General features: G+C 74.1%; 15 protein-coding genes. 6 read left to right on the plus strand and 9 right to left on the minus strand.

Going from position 1 to position 14,712, the window contains the following annotated elements:
- Nucleotides 1-34 precede the first annotated feature (34 nt).
- Nucleotides 35-676 carry a LabA-like NYN domain-containing protein gene (locus BM419_RS07480; protein ID WP_020095206.1) on the plus strand — a complete coding sequence of 214 codons (642 nt, stop codon included), beginning with the start codon at nucleotides 35-37 and terminating at the stop codon, nucleotides 674-676.
- 4 nt (nucleotides 677-680) lie between these two features.
- Here the strand turns inward: BM419_RS07480 and BM419_RS07485 are convergent, their stop codons facing one another.
- The 3 genes from BM419_RS07485 to dapA all read right to left on the minus strand — a co-directional run bounded on the left by BM419_RS07485 (nucleotide 681) and on the right by dapA (nucleotide 2,860).
- Nucleotides 681-1,250: a peroxiredoxin gene (locus BM419_RS07485; RefSeq protein ID WP_091925962.1), complete on the minus strand. Its 570-nt coding sequence runs from the start codon at nucleotides 1,248-1,250 to the stop codon at nucleotides 681-683.
- Nucleotides 1,251-1,471: 221 nt separating this feature from the next.
- On the minus strand, nucleotides 1,472-1,945 hold the full coding sequence (gene smpB / locus BM419_RS07490) for an SsrA-binding protein SmpB (protein WP_020095208.1): 474 nt from the start codon (nucleotides 1,943-1,945) through the stop codon (nucleotides 1,472-1,474).
- A gap of 15 nt (nucleotides 1,946-1,960) precedes the next feature.
- On the minus strand, nucleotides 1,961-2,860 hold the full coding sequence (gene dapA, locus BM419_RS07495) for a 4-hydroxy-tetrahydrodipicolinate synthase (RefSeq protein WP_091925964.1): 900 nt from the start codon (nucleotides 2,858-2,860) through the stop codon (nucleotides 1,961-1,963).
- Nucleotides 2,861-3,060: 200 nt separating this feature from the next.
- Between dapA and BM419_RS07500 the strand changes: the two genes are divergently transcribed.
- Both BM419_RS07500 and BM419_RS07505 read left to right on the plus strand, forming a co-directional pair.
- Complete coding sequence (locus BM419_RS07500) at nucleotides 3,061-5,409, plus strand: transglycosylase SLT domain-containing protein (RefSeq protein ID WP_091925966.1); 2,349 nt, start codon at nucleotides 3,061-3,063, stop codon at nucleotides 5,407-5,409.
- A 197-nt stretch (nucleotides 5,410-5,606) separates the two neighbouring features.
- On the plus strand, nucleotides 5,607-6,593 hold the full coding sequence (locus BM419_RS07505; RefSeq protein WP_091925968.1) for a catalase family peroxidase: 987 nt from the start codon (nucleotides 5,607-5,609) through the stop codon (nucleotides 6,591-6,593).
- Between the two features lie 59 nt (nucleotides 6,594-6,652).
- On the opposite strand, the gene BM419_RS07510 is transcribed toward BM419_RS07505, so the two are convergent.
- Together BM419_RS07510 and BM419_RS07515 are read right to left on the minus strand one after the other, a co-directional pair.
- Nucleotides 6,653-6,907 (minus strand): hypothetical protein, encoded by a 255-nt coding sequence (locus BM419_RS07510; RefSeq protein ID WP_091925970.1) that lies wholly within the window; start codon nucleotides 6,905-6,907, stop codon nucleotides 6,653-6,655.
- Between the two features lie 88 nt (nucleotides 6,908-6,995).
- Nucleotides 6,996-7,574, minus strand: a complete 579-nt coding sequence (locus BM419_RS07515; RefSeq protein WP_091925972.1) for a thermonuclease family protein — start codon at nucleotides 7,572-7,574, stop codon at nucleotides 6,996-6,998.
- Nucleotides 7,575-7,686: 112 nt separating this feature from the next.
- Between BM419_RS07515 and BM419_RS07520 the strand changes: the two genes are divergently transcribed.
- The 3 genes from BM419_RS07520 to BM419_RS07530 are packed head-to-tail and all read left to right on the plus strand — an operon-like array spanning nucleotide 7,687 to nucleotide 10,034.
- Nucleotides 7,687-8,001, plus strand: a complete 315-nt coding sequence (locus BM419_RS07520) for a PepSY domain-containing protein (RefSeq protein ID WP_091925974.1) — start codon at nucleotides 7,687-7,689, stop codon at nucleotides 7,999-8,001.
- Nucleotides 8,002-8,013: 12 nt separating this feature from the next.
- Nucleotides 8,014-8,682 carry a response regulator transcription factor gene (locus BM419_RS07525; RefSeq protein ID WP_020095215.1) on the plus strand — a complete coding sequence of 223 codons (669 nt, stop codon included), beginning with the start codon at nucleotides 8,014-8,016 and terminating at the stop codon, nucleotides 8,680-8,682.
- Nucleotides 8,679-10,034, plus strand: a complete 1,356-nt coding sequence (locus BM419_RS07530) for a sensor histidine kinase (RefSeq protein ID WP_091925976.1) — start codon at nucleotides 8,679-8,681, stop codon at nucleotides 10,032-10,034. The genes BM419_RS07525 and BM419_RS07530 overlap by 4 nt, the downstream gene beginning before the upstream one ends.
- Before the next feature lie 196 nt (nucleotides 10,035-10,230).
- Here BM419_RS07530 and cysC read toward each other — a convergent pair whose 3' ends face one another.
- The 4 genes from cysC to BM419_RS07550 all read right to left on the minus strand — a co-directional run bounded on the left by cysC (nucleotide 10,231) and on the right by BM419_RS07550 (nucleotide 14,568).
- Nucleotides 10,231-10,890, minus strand: coding sequence for an adenylyl-sulfate kinase (cysC, locus tag BM419_RS07535; RefSeq protein WP_091926050.1), 660 nt, complete (start codon nucleotides 10,888-10,890; stop codon nucleotides 10,231-10,233).
- A gap of 103 nt (nucleotides 10,891-10,993) precedes the next feature.
- Nucleotides 10,994-12,088 carry a hypothetical protein gene (locus tag BM419_RS07540; RefSeq protein ID WP_091926052.1) on the minus strand — a complete coding sequence of 365 codons (1,095 nt, stop codon included), beginning with the start codon at nucleotides 12,086-12,088 and terminating at the stop codon, nucleotides 10,994-10,996.
- A 510-nt stretch (nucleotides 12,089-12,598) separates the two neighbouring features.
- A complete protein-coding gene (gene metW, locus BM419_RS07545; protein ID WP_244540718.1) occupies nucleotides 12,599-13,357 on the minus strand; it encodes a methionine biosynthesis protein MetW in 759 nt (252 codons plus the stop codon).
- A gap of 5 nt (nucleotides 13,358-13,362) precedes the next feature.
- Nucleotides 13,363-14,568 (minus strand): homoserine O-acetyltransferase MetX, encoded by a 1,206-nt coding sequence (locus BM419_RS07550; protein ID WP_020095220.1) that lies wholly within the window; start codon nucleotides 14,566-14,568, stop codon nucleotides 13,363-13,365.
- Between the last annotated feature and the right edge of the window lie 144 nt (nucleotides 14,569-14,712).

The following is a 14,712-nucleotide window of genomic DNA, read 5'->3' on the forward strand; positions in this document are numbered from 1 at the left end:
TGTCACCCACGATTTTTCGGGACCTGACCTGTTCATGCCAGTCACCCAGCGCAGCGCCATCTTCATCGACGGCGCCAACCTCTACGCCACCACCAAGGCCCTCGGTTTCGACATCGACTACAAGAAGCTGCTCAAAGAATTTCAGTCGCGGGAGAACCTCCTCCGGGCATTCTACTACACGGCCATGATCGAGGATCAGGAATACTCCTCGATCCGGCCGCTGATCGACTGGCTCGACTACAACGGCTACCGCGTCGTGACCAAGCCCGTGAAGGAGTTCACGGACTCGATGGGGCGCCGGAAGTACAAGGGCAACATGGACATCGAGCTGGCGATCGACGCCCTCGAGCTCAGCCCGCACATCGACCACATGATCCTGTTCTCCGGCGACGGCGATTTCCGTTCCCTCGTCGAGGCGATGCAGCGGCGCGGCGTGAAGGTGACGGTGATCTCCACGATCCAGACCCAGCCGGCGATGATCTCCGACGAGCTGCGGCGGCAGGCCGACGAGTTCGTCGACCTCGCGAGCCTCGCGGGCCGGATCGGGCGCGAGCCCGGCGAGCGCCCGGCGCGGGCCTCCGGCGAGGCGCCGACCCGCTACCGCGGGGAGGGAAGGGCCAATCCGGGCCTGGAGAACCGCTACGGCATCCGCCAGCCGGAGGCCGAGGAGGAGTAGCGCCTCAGGCGCTGCCCCCGTCGAGCCAGTCGAGGACCTGCCGGGCGCTCCGGTCCGGCGGGAAGACCGGATAGAACAGCTCGCTCACGACGCCGTCGTCGATCACCAGGGTGAGGCGGCGCAGCAGCACCTGGCCGCCGGCCTCGAAGGTGGGCAGGCGCGCCGCCATCGCGAAGGCCCGGTGCGGATCGGCCAGCAGCGGGAAGGGCAGGCGCAGGCGCTCGGCCGCCTCCCGCTGGTAGGCGCTCGTCTGGGTCGAGAGGCCGAAGACCTGGGCGACGCCTCGGGCCGTCAGCGCGGCGTGGTGATCGCGGAAATCGCAGGCCTGCGGCGTGCAGCCCCGGGCGCCGGGGATCGCGTCCCAGTCGGGCGTCAGGCCCGGCTGGCCCGGCTCGCCGGTGCGCGGGTAGGCGTAGGCCACGGTGCGGCCCGGCAGCCGCGCCAGCGAGACCGTGCGGCCGTCCGTGGCGGTGAGCGCCACGTCGGGCAGGCGCATCCCGCGCAGGTGATCGGCCGCGCCGTCGTCGACGGGGACCGGCAGGTCGTCGGGCAGGGTATCGTGGGTGGAGGGCATGGGTCGCTCCGCAGGATCGCAGGCTCTGGACGCCGCACCGGCTAATCCGGGATCTTGTGACATCGCGCGGTCAGCGCAAGGCGAGCGCATCACGGCCTGCGCGCGCCCCCCTGTCGGAACGATCGTCTTTGCGAGCGGAGCGAAGCAATCCAGCGGCACCACGCCCGCGGACGTCGCGCTGCCCTGGGTCGCTTCGCTGCGCTCGCGATGACGGCCCGGCCTCAGCCCCGGTCGCGCAGCAGCCGCGCCCGGTCGCGCTGCCAGTCGCGCTCCTTGACCGCCTCGCGCTTGTCGTGGGCCTGCTTGCCCTTGCCGAGGCCGAGCTCGACCTTCGCCCGCCCCTTGTCGTTGAAGTAGATCTTCAGCGGCACCACCGTGTAGCCCTGGCGCTGGGTCGCGCCGATCAGCTTGTTGATCTGGCGGCGGTGCAGCAGCAGGCGGCGCGGGCGCTTGGTGTCGTGGTTGAAGCGGTTCGCCTCCAGGTATTCCGGGATGTAGGCGTTGAACAGCATCAGGTCGTTGCCGGAGGGTCCGGCATAGGCCTCGCCGATCGTCGCCTTGCCGCCGCGCAGGGATTTCACCTCGGTGCCGGTCAGCGCGATGCCGGCCTCGAGCGTGTCCTCGATCGTGTAGTGATAGCGCGCGGCGCGGTTGTCGGCGACGATGCGCCGACTGGGCTCCGGTTTCGGGGCCATGATGCGTGACTTCCCTCAGTCGACCAGCAGGCCGGCGTGGCGCAGGGCGTCGTCGACGATGCGCTTGGTGGGCTCGGTCACCGGCACCAGCGGCAGGCGCAGCTCGTCGGTCATGTGGCCGAGCCGCGACAGCGCGTACTTCACCGGCGCCGGGTTGGCCTCGGCGAACAGGCCGGTCTGCAGGGGGAACAGCCTGTCCTGGAGGGCCAGCGCCTTGGCGTAGTCGCCCGCGAGCGTCGCCTCCTGGAGGTCGGCGCAGAGGCGCGGGGCGACGTTCGCCACCACCGAGATGCAGCCGTGGCCGCCGTGGGCGTTGTAGCCGAGCGCCGTCGCATCTTCGCCCGAAAGCTGGATGAAGCTCGCGCCCATGGCCTGACGCTGCTGGCTGACGCGATCGATCTTGGCGGTCGCGTCCTTCACGCCGGCGATGTTCTTCAGCTCGAAGAGCCGGGCCATCGTCTCGACGCTCATGTCGATGACGGAGCGCGGCGGGATGTTGTAGATGATGATCGGAATGCCGACCGCGTCGTTGACGGCCTTGAAGTGGGCGTAGAGGCCCGCCTGCGTCGGCTTGTTGTAGTACGGCGTCACCACGAGGACGGCGTCGGCGCCCGCGCGCTCGGCGTGCTGCGCCCGCTCGACCGCCTCGGCGGTGGAGTTGGAGCCCGCGCCCGCCACGACCGGCACGCGCCCGCCCGCCTCGTCGATGCAGGCCTCGACCACCCGGTCGTGCTCGGAATGGGTCAGGGTCGGGCTCTCGCCGGTGGTGCCGGTGGGCACGAGGCCGTGGCTGCCCTGCTCGATCTGCCAGCGCACGAACTTTCGGAAGGCGGCCTCATCGAAGGCTCCGTCGCGGAAGGGCGTCACAAGCGCGGTGAGCGAGCCCCGCAGGCGGCTCCCGGTCATCTCGGTCATCTCAGGCGTCCCAAAGGGTCCCAGCTGGGATTTCGGCGGTCTCGGCGCCGCGCGTGGTCCGCATCGTACGGGCACGGACCGGCAGACATAGGCGGTCGCGTCACGGCGCGCAAACAGATCGTGGGGACGGTTAACGCGATCTTAATGGTCACGGCCCGATCCTCGACCTTTCCCGCTCCGGTGATCAGTAGGGGGGAATCGTGATCCGACCCGCGGCCTCGCATCCGGCCCCGAAGCGCACGTCCCTCACCGCCGCCGCGCTCGTCGCCACCGTTGGCGTGGCGCTCGCCGGCCCGGTCGGCCAAGCCGGCCAAGCCGGCACTGACGCGCCCACGACGCCGCCGGCCACGCAGCCCGCGCCGCCGGCGAGCGACGCCGCCCTCTCGACCGCCCAGGTCCGAGGCGCGCAGGCCGTGAAGGCGAGCGACCCTGTCGCGGCCGACGCCCTGAAGCTCGACCCGGTCCACGCCTCGAGCGGCGACGACAAGGGCGAGGAGCCCGCCCGGACGCTGCCGGCCGCGGCCTCGGCCTACGCCTCCGCGGACCCCGACGCCCCAGTGGCCTTCCCGCTGCCGGACGCCGCGGTCACCCCGGCGGCCCCGGTGCCCGAGGTGCCGGATCCCGCGCGCCCGAAGATCTCCGGCGACACCGACCCGACGCTGCTGCGCGGCGCCATCGACCTCTACCGCAAGGGCCGCGTCGCCGACGGCGACCGGATGCGCGACGGCTTCACCGACCCGGCCGCGAAGGCGCTGCTCGAATGGGTGGCGATCCGCGCGGGCGCCGGGATCGGCTTCAACCGCACCGTGGCCTTCGTCCGGGCCAATCCGGACTGGCCGGCCGGCCCGCTGCTGCGCCGCCGGGCCGAGGAGGCGCTGCTCTCCGAGAAGAAGGCGCCCGCGACGGTCCGGGCCTACTTCGCCACGGCGAAGCCGGTGAGCGCGCCGGGCAAGTTCGCCTTGGCGCTGGCCCTGCGCGCCGACGGCTGCGACGCCGACGCCGCCGAGATGGTCCGAGACCTCTGGCGCACCGAGAGCTTCGGGCGGAGCCTGGAAGCGAAGGTGCTCGACGCCTTCCCGGACGCGCTGACCCGGGTCGACCACCGCTACCGGATGGAGCGGGCGCTCCTGAAGGACGACTGGGAGAGCGCCGGCCGGGCCGCCGGCTACGCGGGCGGCGCCTATGCCAGCCTCGTGCGCGCCCGCCGGGCCGTGGAGGACAAGTCCTCCGGCGCCGCTTCCGCGCTCGCCGCGGTGCCGCCGTCGCTGCGCAGCGACGCGTCCTACATCTTCTCCCGGGCGCAGTATTTCCGCCGGGCCGACAAGCCCGAAGCCGCCGCCGCCGTGCTCGCGACGGCGCCGAGCAACCCGGACGTGCTGGTCGACGGCGACGAGTGGTGGATCGAGCGCCGGATCGTGGCGCGCAAGCTCCTCGACCTCGGCGATGCCAAGACCGCCTACGCGGTGGCGAGCCAGCCGGCGGCGCGCTCGCCCGAGAAGCGCATCGAGGCCGAGTTCCACGCCGGCTGGATCGCGCTCCGCTTCGCCGGCGATCCCGCCGCCGCCGCGCAGCATTTCGCCCGGGTGGCGGCGATCGCCGAGAGCCCGATCTCGGTGGCGCGGGCCGCCTACTGGCAGGGACGGGCGGCCGAGGCGCTCGGCCAGTCGGAGGAGGCGAAGCGCTTCTACGAGCGCGCCGCCCTGCAGCCGATCGCCTATTACGGCCAGGTGGCCCGGGCCCGGCTCGGCCAGACCAGCCTGCCCCTGCGGGCGCCGGCCGACCTCGAGGGCGCGGAGCGCCAGGCCTTCGACGGGCGGCTCTCCATCCGCGCCCTGCGCCTGCTCGGCGAGGCCGGGATCAAGGAGCTGGCCCTGCCGCTCTACATCGACGCCGCCCGGGACCTCTCGGACCCGCGCGAGCTCCAGGCGCTCGGCGACCTCGCCACCGACATGAAGGACGCCCGCGCCCTGGTGGCGATCGGCAAGCTCGCGGTCCAGCGCGGCCTGCCGCTCGACGCCCACGCCTACCCGACGATCGGGATCCCCACCTACGAGACCTTCACGGCGGTCCCGCAGGTCGAGCGGGCCATGGTCTACGCCATCGCCCGCCAGGAGAGCCAGTTCGACCCGCGCGCCCAGTCGGGCGTCGGCGCCAGGGGGCTGATGCAGATGATGCCGGCCACCGCCCAGCGCACCGCCCGCCGGGTCTCGACCGCCTTCGACGTCGACCGCCTGACCAGCGATCCCGCCTACTGCGCGAGGCTCGGCCAGGCCCATCTCGGCGAGCTGATGGAGGATTGGCGCGGCTCCTACGTGCTCGCCTTCGCCTCCTACAACGCGGGCGGCGGCAACGTGAAGAAGTGGATCGACGCCTACGGCGACCCGCGCAAGGGCGACGTCGACGTGATCGACTGGGTGGAGCGCATCCCCTTCACGGAGACGCGCAACTACGTGCAGCGGGTCATGGAGAACCTGCAGGTCTACCGCTCGCGGCTCGACAGCCGCAGCGCCCTGCTGATCGAGGGCGACCTCCACCGCGGCGCGCGGTAGCGGGCTCCTCACCGTCTTTGCGAGCGGAGCGAAGCAGAGACGAAGTTCTCGATCTGCGGCCTGCCGCCGCGACGTAACCCACACCCCAGCTCCGCCGCGGCATAGCTTTTGGTTGTGCCCTCGCTGCCTCGCTCCCTAGAAGATGGTCCGGTCCGCATTGACCGGCTCCCGAGAGCCCGCGCTGCCGAGAGGTTCCCATGCTGCGTTCGAGATCGGGTTTCGCCCTCCTGCTGAGCACCGCGCTCGCGGCCGCCGCCCCGGCCCTGGCCCAGGAGGCCTCCACCGCCGAGCAGACGATCGACGTGATGAACACGCTGTTCGGCAAGCATCCGGGCGCCCGGGCCAACCACGCCAAGGGCGTGGTCGCCGAGGGCAGCTTCACCCCGTCGCCCGAGGCGGCGAAGATCAGCAAGGCCTCCCTGTTCCAGGGGCCGGCGGTGCCGGTGACGATTCGGTTCTCGGACGCCACCGGCGTCCCGACCATCCCGGACGGCGCGGCCGACGCCAACCCGCACGGCCTCGCGCTCAAGTTCAAGCTGAGCGACGGCTCCGAGATGGACGTCGTCACGAACTCGCTGAAGTACTTCCCGGTCGCCACGGGCGAGGAGTTCCGCGACCTCCTGAAGGCCGCCGCCGAGAGCGGCCCGAAGGCGGCCCATCCGACCGCGCTGGAGCGCTTCGCCGCCGCCCACCCGGCCGCCGCCACCGCGGGCGGGACCGCCAGGACCCCGTCGAGCCTCGCCCGGCAGACCTACAACGGCGTCAACGCCTTCATCCTGGTGGACGCCGCCGGCAAGCGGCAGCCGTTCCGGTTCCGCTTCGTGCCGGTGGAGGGCGAGGAGGTCCTCCCGCCCGAAGAGGCTGCCAAGCGCGATCCGAACTTCCTGATGGCCGAGATCGGCCCGCGGGTCGCCAAGACTCCGGCGAGGTTCCGGATGCTGGCCCAGCTCGCCGAGCCGGGCGACCCGACCAACGACGCCACCAAGCCCTGGCCGGACGACCGGAAGACGGTCGATCTCGGCACCGTGACGGTGAGCAAGGTCGTGCCCGACAGCGCCGAGGCCGAGAAGGCGCTGCTGTTCATGCCGAACAACCTGACCGACGGGATCGAGGTCTCGGACGACCCGCTGATCGACGCCCGCGTCCAGGCCTACGCGGTCTCGTTCAGCCGCCGCTCGCAGTAGCGCGGCCCGGCCGGGCGGAATCCCCGACCCGTCGCCTCATCCCGAGGTGCCGGAGCGGATCAGCGGCCCGTCCCGGCCTTCGGGGCGGAGGGCGGCTTCGCGCCGCCCGGCTGCCCCTTGCTCTCGACCGGGCCCGTGCGGGCGCCGTCCCGGGTGGAGCCGGTGCCGCTGAGGCCGCCCGCGCCCATGCTGGTCGTGGGCGCGCCGGCATCCGTGCGTCCCTCGGCCTTGCCCCGGCCCTCGGCGGCACCCGCGGCCCCCGCCGCGCAGGTGAGCAGGGCGGCGAGCAGCATCGCACGGTTCAGGAACCTCATGGGGCCTCCGCGAGTCCTCGTGCGCCCCGGACGGGCTTGCCGGTCCAACCGGGTGTGCCCGGCAGCGTTCCCGCTGACGACCGGCCTGTCACCCGGCGGCGCCGAGCGCGGCGGCGGCGCGGCGGCCCCGCCGCTCGGCGGGATCCTGGAACACCCCCGACCACAGGCCGAGGCGGCGCCCCCAGGCCCGGTCCGCCGCGGGCGCGTAGTCCGGCGCGAGGTCCCGGTCGGGCAGGGCGAGGCCCTGCGCCACTATCCAGGCCCCGAGATCCGCCTCGCCGACCCGGCAGAGCGCCGCGCCCGCCTCGCCCCGCGGCTCGCAGGTGACGGCCGCCCCGCCGATCCGGTCGGCGAGCGCCCGGGCGGCGTCGCGGCCGCACGGGTAGGGCCGGTCCCGGGCGTCCGCGCAGGTCGCGTCGGCCTCCGGCGCGGCGATCCCGAACAGGCTCACCGGCCGTCCGCCGACGCGCAGCGTCCCGCCGTCGATCACCTGGGCGGGGCCGCGCAGGATCTCGCCGGCCCGCGCGGGGCCGTGCCAGCCGAGGCCGCCCGCCACGAGCGCGGCGAGGAGCGGCAGGCGCGAGCGGTCGCCCCTGTCGTCCGGGCAGAGGAGGGTGCCGGCGAGGCCGGCCGCGCAGGCGAGGAGGATACCGACGTAGAGCGACATGGTCTCAGGTCTCCGGAAGGGCTATGGCGGCCCTTGTGCCGAAGCGCCGCCCCGCGACCCTGACGCCGGCTGTCAGCGTCCCGTCAGGCGGCGCGGCCTAGCCTGCGCCCGCATGAGCCCGTCCCCGCCCCGCCGCCTCGTTCTCGCCCTCGGCCTGCTGGCCGCCCTCGCGGGCGGGCCCCTGCACGCCTCCGAGGATGCCGACCGGGCCCGCCGGGCCCTGGAGAGCGGCGAGATCCGCCCCCTCGACGCGGTGCTGGCGGCGGCCCGGGCGGCGGTGCCGGGCGACGTCGTGTCGGTCGATCTCAAGCACGACGACGGGCACTGGCTGTACAAGCTGCGCATCCTCGGGCCCGACGGGAAGCGGCGGACCGTGAAGGTCGATGCCGGCACGCTCAAGATCCTGGACGAGGACGACGATGATTGAGGAGGCCGGCCCGTGCGCGTCCTGATCGTCGAGGACGAGCCGCGCATCGCGGCGGACATCCGGCAGGGCCTGGAGAGGGCCGGCTACGTCGCCGACGTGGTGGCGGACGGCGAGGCGGCGTGGTTCCGCGCCGAGACCGAGACGTACGACGCCATGGTGCTGGATCTCGGCCTGCCGCGCCTCGACGGGCTCGGCGTGCTGCGCCGCCTGCGCGCCGCCGACATCACCCTGCCTGTCCTGATCCTGACCGCCCGCGACGGCTGGCGCGAGCGCGTCGAGGGCATCGACGCCGGCGCCGACGACTACCTCGCCAAGCCGTTCCGCATGGAAGAGCTGGTGGCGCGGCTGCGGGCGATCCTGCGGCGCACCGCCGGCCACGCCGCGCCGGTGCTGCGCGCCGGCACGGTCGAGCTCGACACCCGCACCCGCGCGGTCAGCGTCGACGGCAGGCCCACGGAGCTGACCGCCCTGGAATACCGGCTGCTGGCCTTCCTGCTGCACCGGCAGGGGCAGGTCGTGCCGGCGGGCGAGCTGCTCGACCACCTTCACGGCGTCGGGACCGAGCGCGAGGCCAACGCCCTGGAGGCGCTCCTGACGCGCCTGCGGCGCAAGATCGGGCCGGGGGTGATCGAGACCCGCCGCGGCCAGGGCTACCTGATTGCCGGACCGGACGGACCGTGAGGCGCGACTCCCTCCGCCTGCGGCTCGGCCTCGCGGCGGCCGCGCTGATCGCGCTGGCGCTGGTGCTCGCCGGGATCGGCCTCACGGTGATCCTCGACCGGGTGCTCGACGCCCGCACCGTCGCGGATCTGGACCGGACCGCCAAGCTCATCGCCGGCCGGGTGGGCCTCGCGCCGGACGGGACGCCGACCCTGTCCCGGGACCTGCCGGACCCGCGCTTCGCCACGCCCTACGGCGGCCTGTACTGGCAGGTCGAGGCGGGATCGCGCGCGCTGCGCTCGCGCTCCCTCTGGGACAGGAGCCTCGATCTGGGACCGGCCGGGGCGGGCGCGCAGGCCCCCGCGACCCTCGACACGACCGGGCCCGACGGCGGCCGGCTCATCGCGGTGGTGCGGCCGCTGCAGATCGGCGCGCCGGGCGCCGAGACCGCGCTGCGGGTCGCGGTGGCGGAGGACCGGCGCGGCCTCGCGGCGAGCCGGACCACGTTCCTGCGCCTGCTCGTCCCGGCGCTCGTCGCCCTGTTCGTCGTCCTGACCCTGGCGATGGGCCTGTTCGTGCACCGGGCGCTCGGCCCGTTCCGGGTGCTGCAGGCGGAGCTCCTGGCGGTCCATGCCGGGCGGCGGGCGCGGCTTCCGGAGCAGTTCCCCGACGAGGTCCGGCCGCTGGTCACCGATCTCAACCGGCTGCTCGACGCGCAGGAGCGCGCCCTGATCCGCGCCCGCGACGCCGCCGCCGACATGGCCCACGGCCTCAAGACGCCGCTGGCGGTGCTGGACGCGCTGGCGCGCCGGACCGGGTCGGCCGACCCGGCGCTGGCGGCCGAGATCGCCGAGCAGGCGCGGGCCATGGGCGGGCAGGTGGAGCGGGCGCTGGCCCGGGCGCGGGTCGCGGCCGCGGGCGACCTGCGGCGGCGGTCCTGCCCGGTCGCCCCGGTGGCGGAGCGCCTCGTCGCGACCCTGCGGCGGCTGCCGGAGGGCGGGTCCCTCGACTGGGCCGTGGCGGTGCCCGGGACCCTCGCCTATCCGGGCGAGGAGGGCGAGCTGATGGAGGTGCTGGGCAACCTCCTCGACAATGCCCGGAAGTGGGCGCACCGGCGGGTCCGGATCACCGGGACGGCAGCCGGGACGGACGCCGGCCAGCCGGGTCTCTCCGTCGAGGATGACGGCCCCGGCATGAGCGCCGCGGCCATCGCGGGGATCGGGCGCGGCCAGCGCTGGGACGAGAGCCGGCCGGGCACCGGCTTCGGCATCGCCATCGCCCGCGACGTCGCCGAGGCCGCCGGCGCCCGGCTCGATTTCGGCCGCTCGGAGCTGGGCGGCCTGCGGGCGGAGCTGCGCTGGCCGGGCGGGTAGGGCGAGCCAGGCGCCTCCCAATTCGCGCCCTCATCCTGAGGTGCCGGCTGAGGTGCCGGAGCGAAGCGCAGGCCTCGAAGGCGGGCTCCAGGGATCGCGCGGCCGGCTGGAACCCTCCTTCGAGCCCCGCTTCGCGGTCACCTCAGGATGAGGGGATGGCTGGGAGGACCCGGTGTGCGCGTCGGGAACCACACGCTCACCGCCCCGGCTTCGCACCCGCGCCCGCCCGGCTCAGCCGCATCAGCCGCGCGCTCAGGGCGCAGGCGCAGGCCGCGGTGCCGCGGCCCTCGGTGGCGATCGTCAGGTCCGGCCGCTCCGGCGCCTCGTAGGGCGCCGAGATGCCGGTGAAGCCCGGGATGCGGCCGGCGCGGGCCAGCCGGTAGAGGCCCTTCGGGTCCCGGGCCTCGCACAGGCCCAGCGGCGTGTCGACGAACACCTCCAGGAACGGGATGTCGCCGGCGATCCGGCGCGCCAGCGCCCGGTCGGCCCGGTAGGGCGAGATCAGCGAGACGATCACCACCGTCCCCGCCTCGGCCATCAGCCGCGCCACCTCGGCGGTGCGCCGGACGTTCTCGGCGCGGTCCTCCGGCGAGAAGGCGAGGTCGGCGTTGAGCCCGTGGCGCAGGTTGTCGCCGTCGAGGACCGCGCTGTGCCGGCCGCCCGCGACCAGGGTCCGGTCGGCCTCCGCCGCCAGCGTCGACTTCCCCGCCCCCGACAGGCCGGTCAGCCACGCGATCACCGGCACCTGGCCGAGGCGCGCCCAGCGCGCCTCCCGCGCCTGGAGGGGGTGCCAGGTCACGGGGCCCGGAGGGAGGCCGGCCGGAACCGTCTGCGGGATCTTCTGCACGACGCACATATCCACCGCCTGGTCCACCGCCTGGTCCACCGCTTGGTCACACGCCTGGGGCGGCGTCCGCGGGGGCGGCCGCCGGTTCTCGGACATCGACACGCGCGGGCCCCTACGGCACGCGCCAGACCGGGTAGCCGACGGCCTCGCCGAGGCGCTCCCGGCACTCCTCCAGGATGTGGGCCGTCCGCCGCCGCCACGCGGGCGGGGACCGGAAGGCGGCCCGCGCCGCCGCCGCCCGCACCAGCGCCTCGACCGCGGCCTCCGTCTCGGGCGCGACCGGCCCGGCGGCGAGCTCGTTCGGCGGGGCGGCGGGCGCGGCCGCGATCACCGCGTCCCAGCTCTGCCCCCAACAGGCGGCGGCGAAGCGCGCGTTCCCGGCCGCGTAGCGCGCCGCGACGCGGGCCAGCCCCTCCGGGGCGTCGCCGCGGAACCGCTCCGCGTCGAGCCCCCGCCCCCAGGCCCAGTCGTCGAGGACGTGGCCGAGCAGCCGGCGATGCCCGGTCACCTGCCGGTGCACGCCGAGCCGGTACAGGCGGCGCGACGCCTCGACCGCGACCGGCCCGGAACTCCGGTTGGTACGGTAGGCGAGGTCGGCCGGGCCCAGGAGCGGCGCGAGGCGCTCGCCCAGCCCGAGCCCGTCGACCAGCCGCGCCAGCAGCGGCGCGTCGGACCGCCGGTCGCGGTACGGCAGGGCGGTGACGCGCCCCGCGGCGGCGCGGCGCCAGGGCTCGAGCCGGTCCGCGTAGTCGTAGCGCCGGGACCCGCCCTCGGAACGCAGGAAGCCGCGGAACGTGCGGCCCTCGGCGACGACCTGCGCCCGCAGGGCGTAGGCCGAGGCCAGCTGCTCGGCCTGCGGCTTGACCACGAGCGCCGCCTCCAGGGCGAAGCCGCGGCGCGCGAACAGGTCGGACAGGATCTCGGGAACGCGCCAGAACGGGCGCTGGACGGAGAAGTCCTCGTAGGAGAGCAGGACCGTGTCGGCCGGCGTGGCGGCCAGGATCGCGTCGAGCCGCGCGAGGGCCTCGCGGCGCTCCGCGGCGCCGCGGCGCCGGTCCAGCGCCTGGCCGAGCCGGTAGTGGTTGACGTCGTCGCTGCCGGGGGCGCCCGGCGGGGCGAGGTTCGGATAGCAGATCCCGGCCGCGGCGAGGCGGGGGCGCAGGCGGGCCAGCACCTCCTGGAACGCGGTGGAGCCGGTTCGGGGCATCCCGATGTGAACGATCGCGCGGCGCACGTGTCCTGTCGACCCTGCTGGAATTCGCGGTTGCGGCAAGTCTTCCGCGCAGCCGGGCACAGTCCACGACCCCTCGTGGACGCGCACGTCTCGGGATGAACGCCGGACGAATCCGTAATCACGGCCCGATCACGGGAACGCGACCAGAAATAGCCAAGCTCCGTTTCTGCTCTATTTCAGACGGACTGTGGAATCCCCGGGCCAGGGCGCCGCGGGTGCGCCCGGGAGAGACAGCGCCGCGCGGCGACCCTCGAGCGCCGGACAACAGCGGCGCGATGCTGGGGCCGCTTCCGATCGTGTTGCAACGGTTGGGAAGGACGACGACCCCGGTCGAGACATCCGCGCCACGCCCCCTCTCCCGTGCGGCAGAGGGTTGGGGTGAGGGACAAGACGCTTCGAGGTCGAGCGAGCCATCACGGCGCGACGGGGGTGTGCCTCGTCCGGCACGGGCTCGACGCGCCACCGCCTCGCTCGGGAGCGGTTCTAGGGCCCGGCATCCTCGCGCCGGAGCAGGAACACGCCCTGCGCGCCGAACAGGTTCCAGACCCACCAGGGCATGGAGAACCGCATCGGCCGGCCGCGGGCGTCCAGCGCCGTGGCGTGCTCGATCCGCGCGCCGATCAGGCGGCAGAGGCCGACGAAGTCGCGGATCGTGCAGTGGTGGATGTTGGGCGTCTCCCACCACGCGTCCGGCATGATCTCGGTGACCGGCATCCGCCCGCGGAAGGCCAGCTCGGAGCGCACCCGCCAGTGCCCGAAATTCGGGAACGAGATGATCACCTGCCGGCCGATGCGCAGCAGGTGCTCCAGCACCACCCGGGGATTGCGGGTCGCCTGGATGGTCTGGGACAGGACCACGACGTCGAAGGCCCCGTCCGGGTAGTTGGCGAGGTCGGTGTCGGCGTCGCCCTGGATCACCGACAGGCCCCGGGCGAGGCAGGCGTTCACACCCTCGCGGGACAGCTCGATCCCGCGCCCGTCGATGCCGCGGCGGTCGCGCAGCAGCGCCAGCAGCGAGCCGTCACCGCAGCCGATGTCGAGCACCCGGGCGCCGGCCGGGACGAGGCCGAGCACGACGAGGTGGTCGACGCGGGCGCCGCCGCCCTCGGCCGCGTGGGGCAGGGCGTCCGCGCCCTCCCAGGGGGCGCCGTGGCGGACCTTGCCCGAGGCGATCTTACTCAAAGAGATCTTGCCCAGGGGCAGCTTGCCGAAGGTCATCTTGCCGGGCCCGCCGCTCGCCATCCGCGTCACAGCCCGCGCGCCCGGGCGGCGGCGTCGATGAAGCCGCGGGCCGCGGAGAACATCGCCGGCTCGTCGAGCAGGAAGGCGTCGTGGCCCTTGTCGCTCTCGACCTCCACGAAGGCCACCGGCGCCGCGGCGGCGTTGAGCGCGTGGACGATCGCCCGGGAGTCGCGGGTCGGGAACAGCCAGTCCGAGGTGAACGAGATCACGCAGAAGCGGGTCTTGGTGCCCCGGAAGGCGTTGGCGAGCACGCCGCCGTGGTCCTCGGCGAGGTCGAAATAGTCCATCGCCCGGGTCAGGTAGAGGTAGGCGTTGGCGTCGAAGCGCTCGACGAAGCTCAGGCCCTGGTGGCGCAGGTAGCTCTCGATCTGGAAATCGGCGTTGAACGAGAAGGTCGGCGCCGTGCCGCCCTGGAAGCGCCGGCCGAACTTCCGGTGCAGCGCCGGCTCGGACAGGTAGGTGATGTGCGCGCCCATCCGGGCGACGCCGAGCCCCTTGGCGGGCCGGGTGCCCGCCTCGAGGTAGCGCCCGTCCGCCCAGGCGGGGTCGGCCATGATCGCCTGACGGCCGACCTCGTGGAAGGCGATGTTCTGCGCCGAGTGGCGGGCGCCGGTGGCGATCGGCATCGCGGCGAAGACGCGCTCGGGATAGAGCGCCGCCCATTGCAGCACCTGCATCCCGCCCATCGAGCCGCCGATGCACAGGAACAGGTCCCGGATGCCGAGATGCTCCAGCAGCATTGCCTGGGCCCGGACCATGTCGCGGATCGTCACCAGCGGGAAGTTCAGCCCGTAGGGCCGTCCCGTCGCCGGGTCGATCGAGGCCGGGCCGGTGGAGCCCATGCACGAGCCGATGACGTTCGAGCAGACGACGAAGTAGCGGTCCGTGTCGATCGGCTTGCCGGGGCCGACCAGCGTCTCCCACCAGCCGGGCTTGCCGGTCACCGGGTGGGTGTGGGCGAAGTACTGGTCGCCGGTGAGCGCGTGGCAGATCAGAACCGCGTTCGAGCGCGCGGCGTTGAGCGTGCCGGCGGTCTGGTAGGCGATCTGGAAGGGCGCGAGCTCGACGCCCGCGTCGGTGAGCAGGGGCGTGTCGGCGGCGAAGCGCGCCACCGGGCTCCGCGGGTCGAGCGCCTGCGAGCGCTCGGACGCGCGCCGCGCCGGCTCGTCGATCGGGTCCGGCCTCAGGGCCGTGTCCGTTTGGGTGTCCATGGCGGGTCTTGACGACCGTGTATCGGTTCGGATCCGAACCGGGAGAGCACGGGATCGCCTGACGCGCCGCACTCGCCCGACGCGGCCAGCCCCGCCGAGGTAATGCGCGGGGGGCCGAGCGTCAACGCGGGCGGGCCGGACGGT

The organism is Methylobacterium sp. yr668 (assembly GCF_900116245.1).
In the GTDB taxonomy this organism is placed as follows: domain Bacteria; phylum Pseudomonadota; class Alphaproteobacteria; order Rhizobiales; family Beijerinckiaceae; genus Methylobacterium.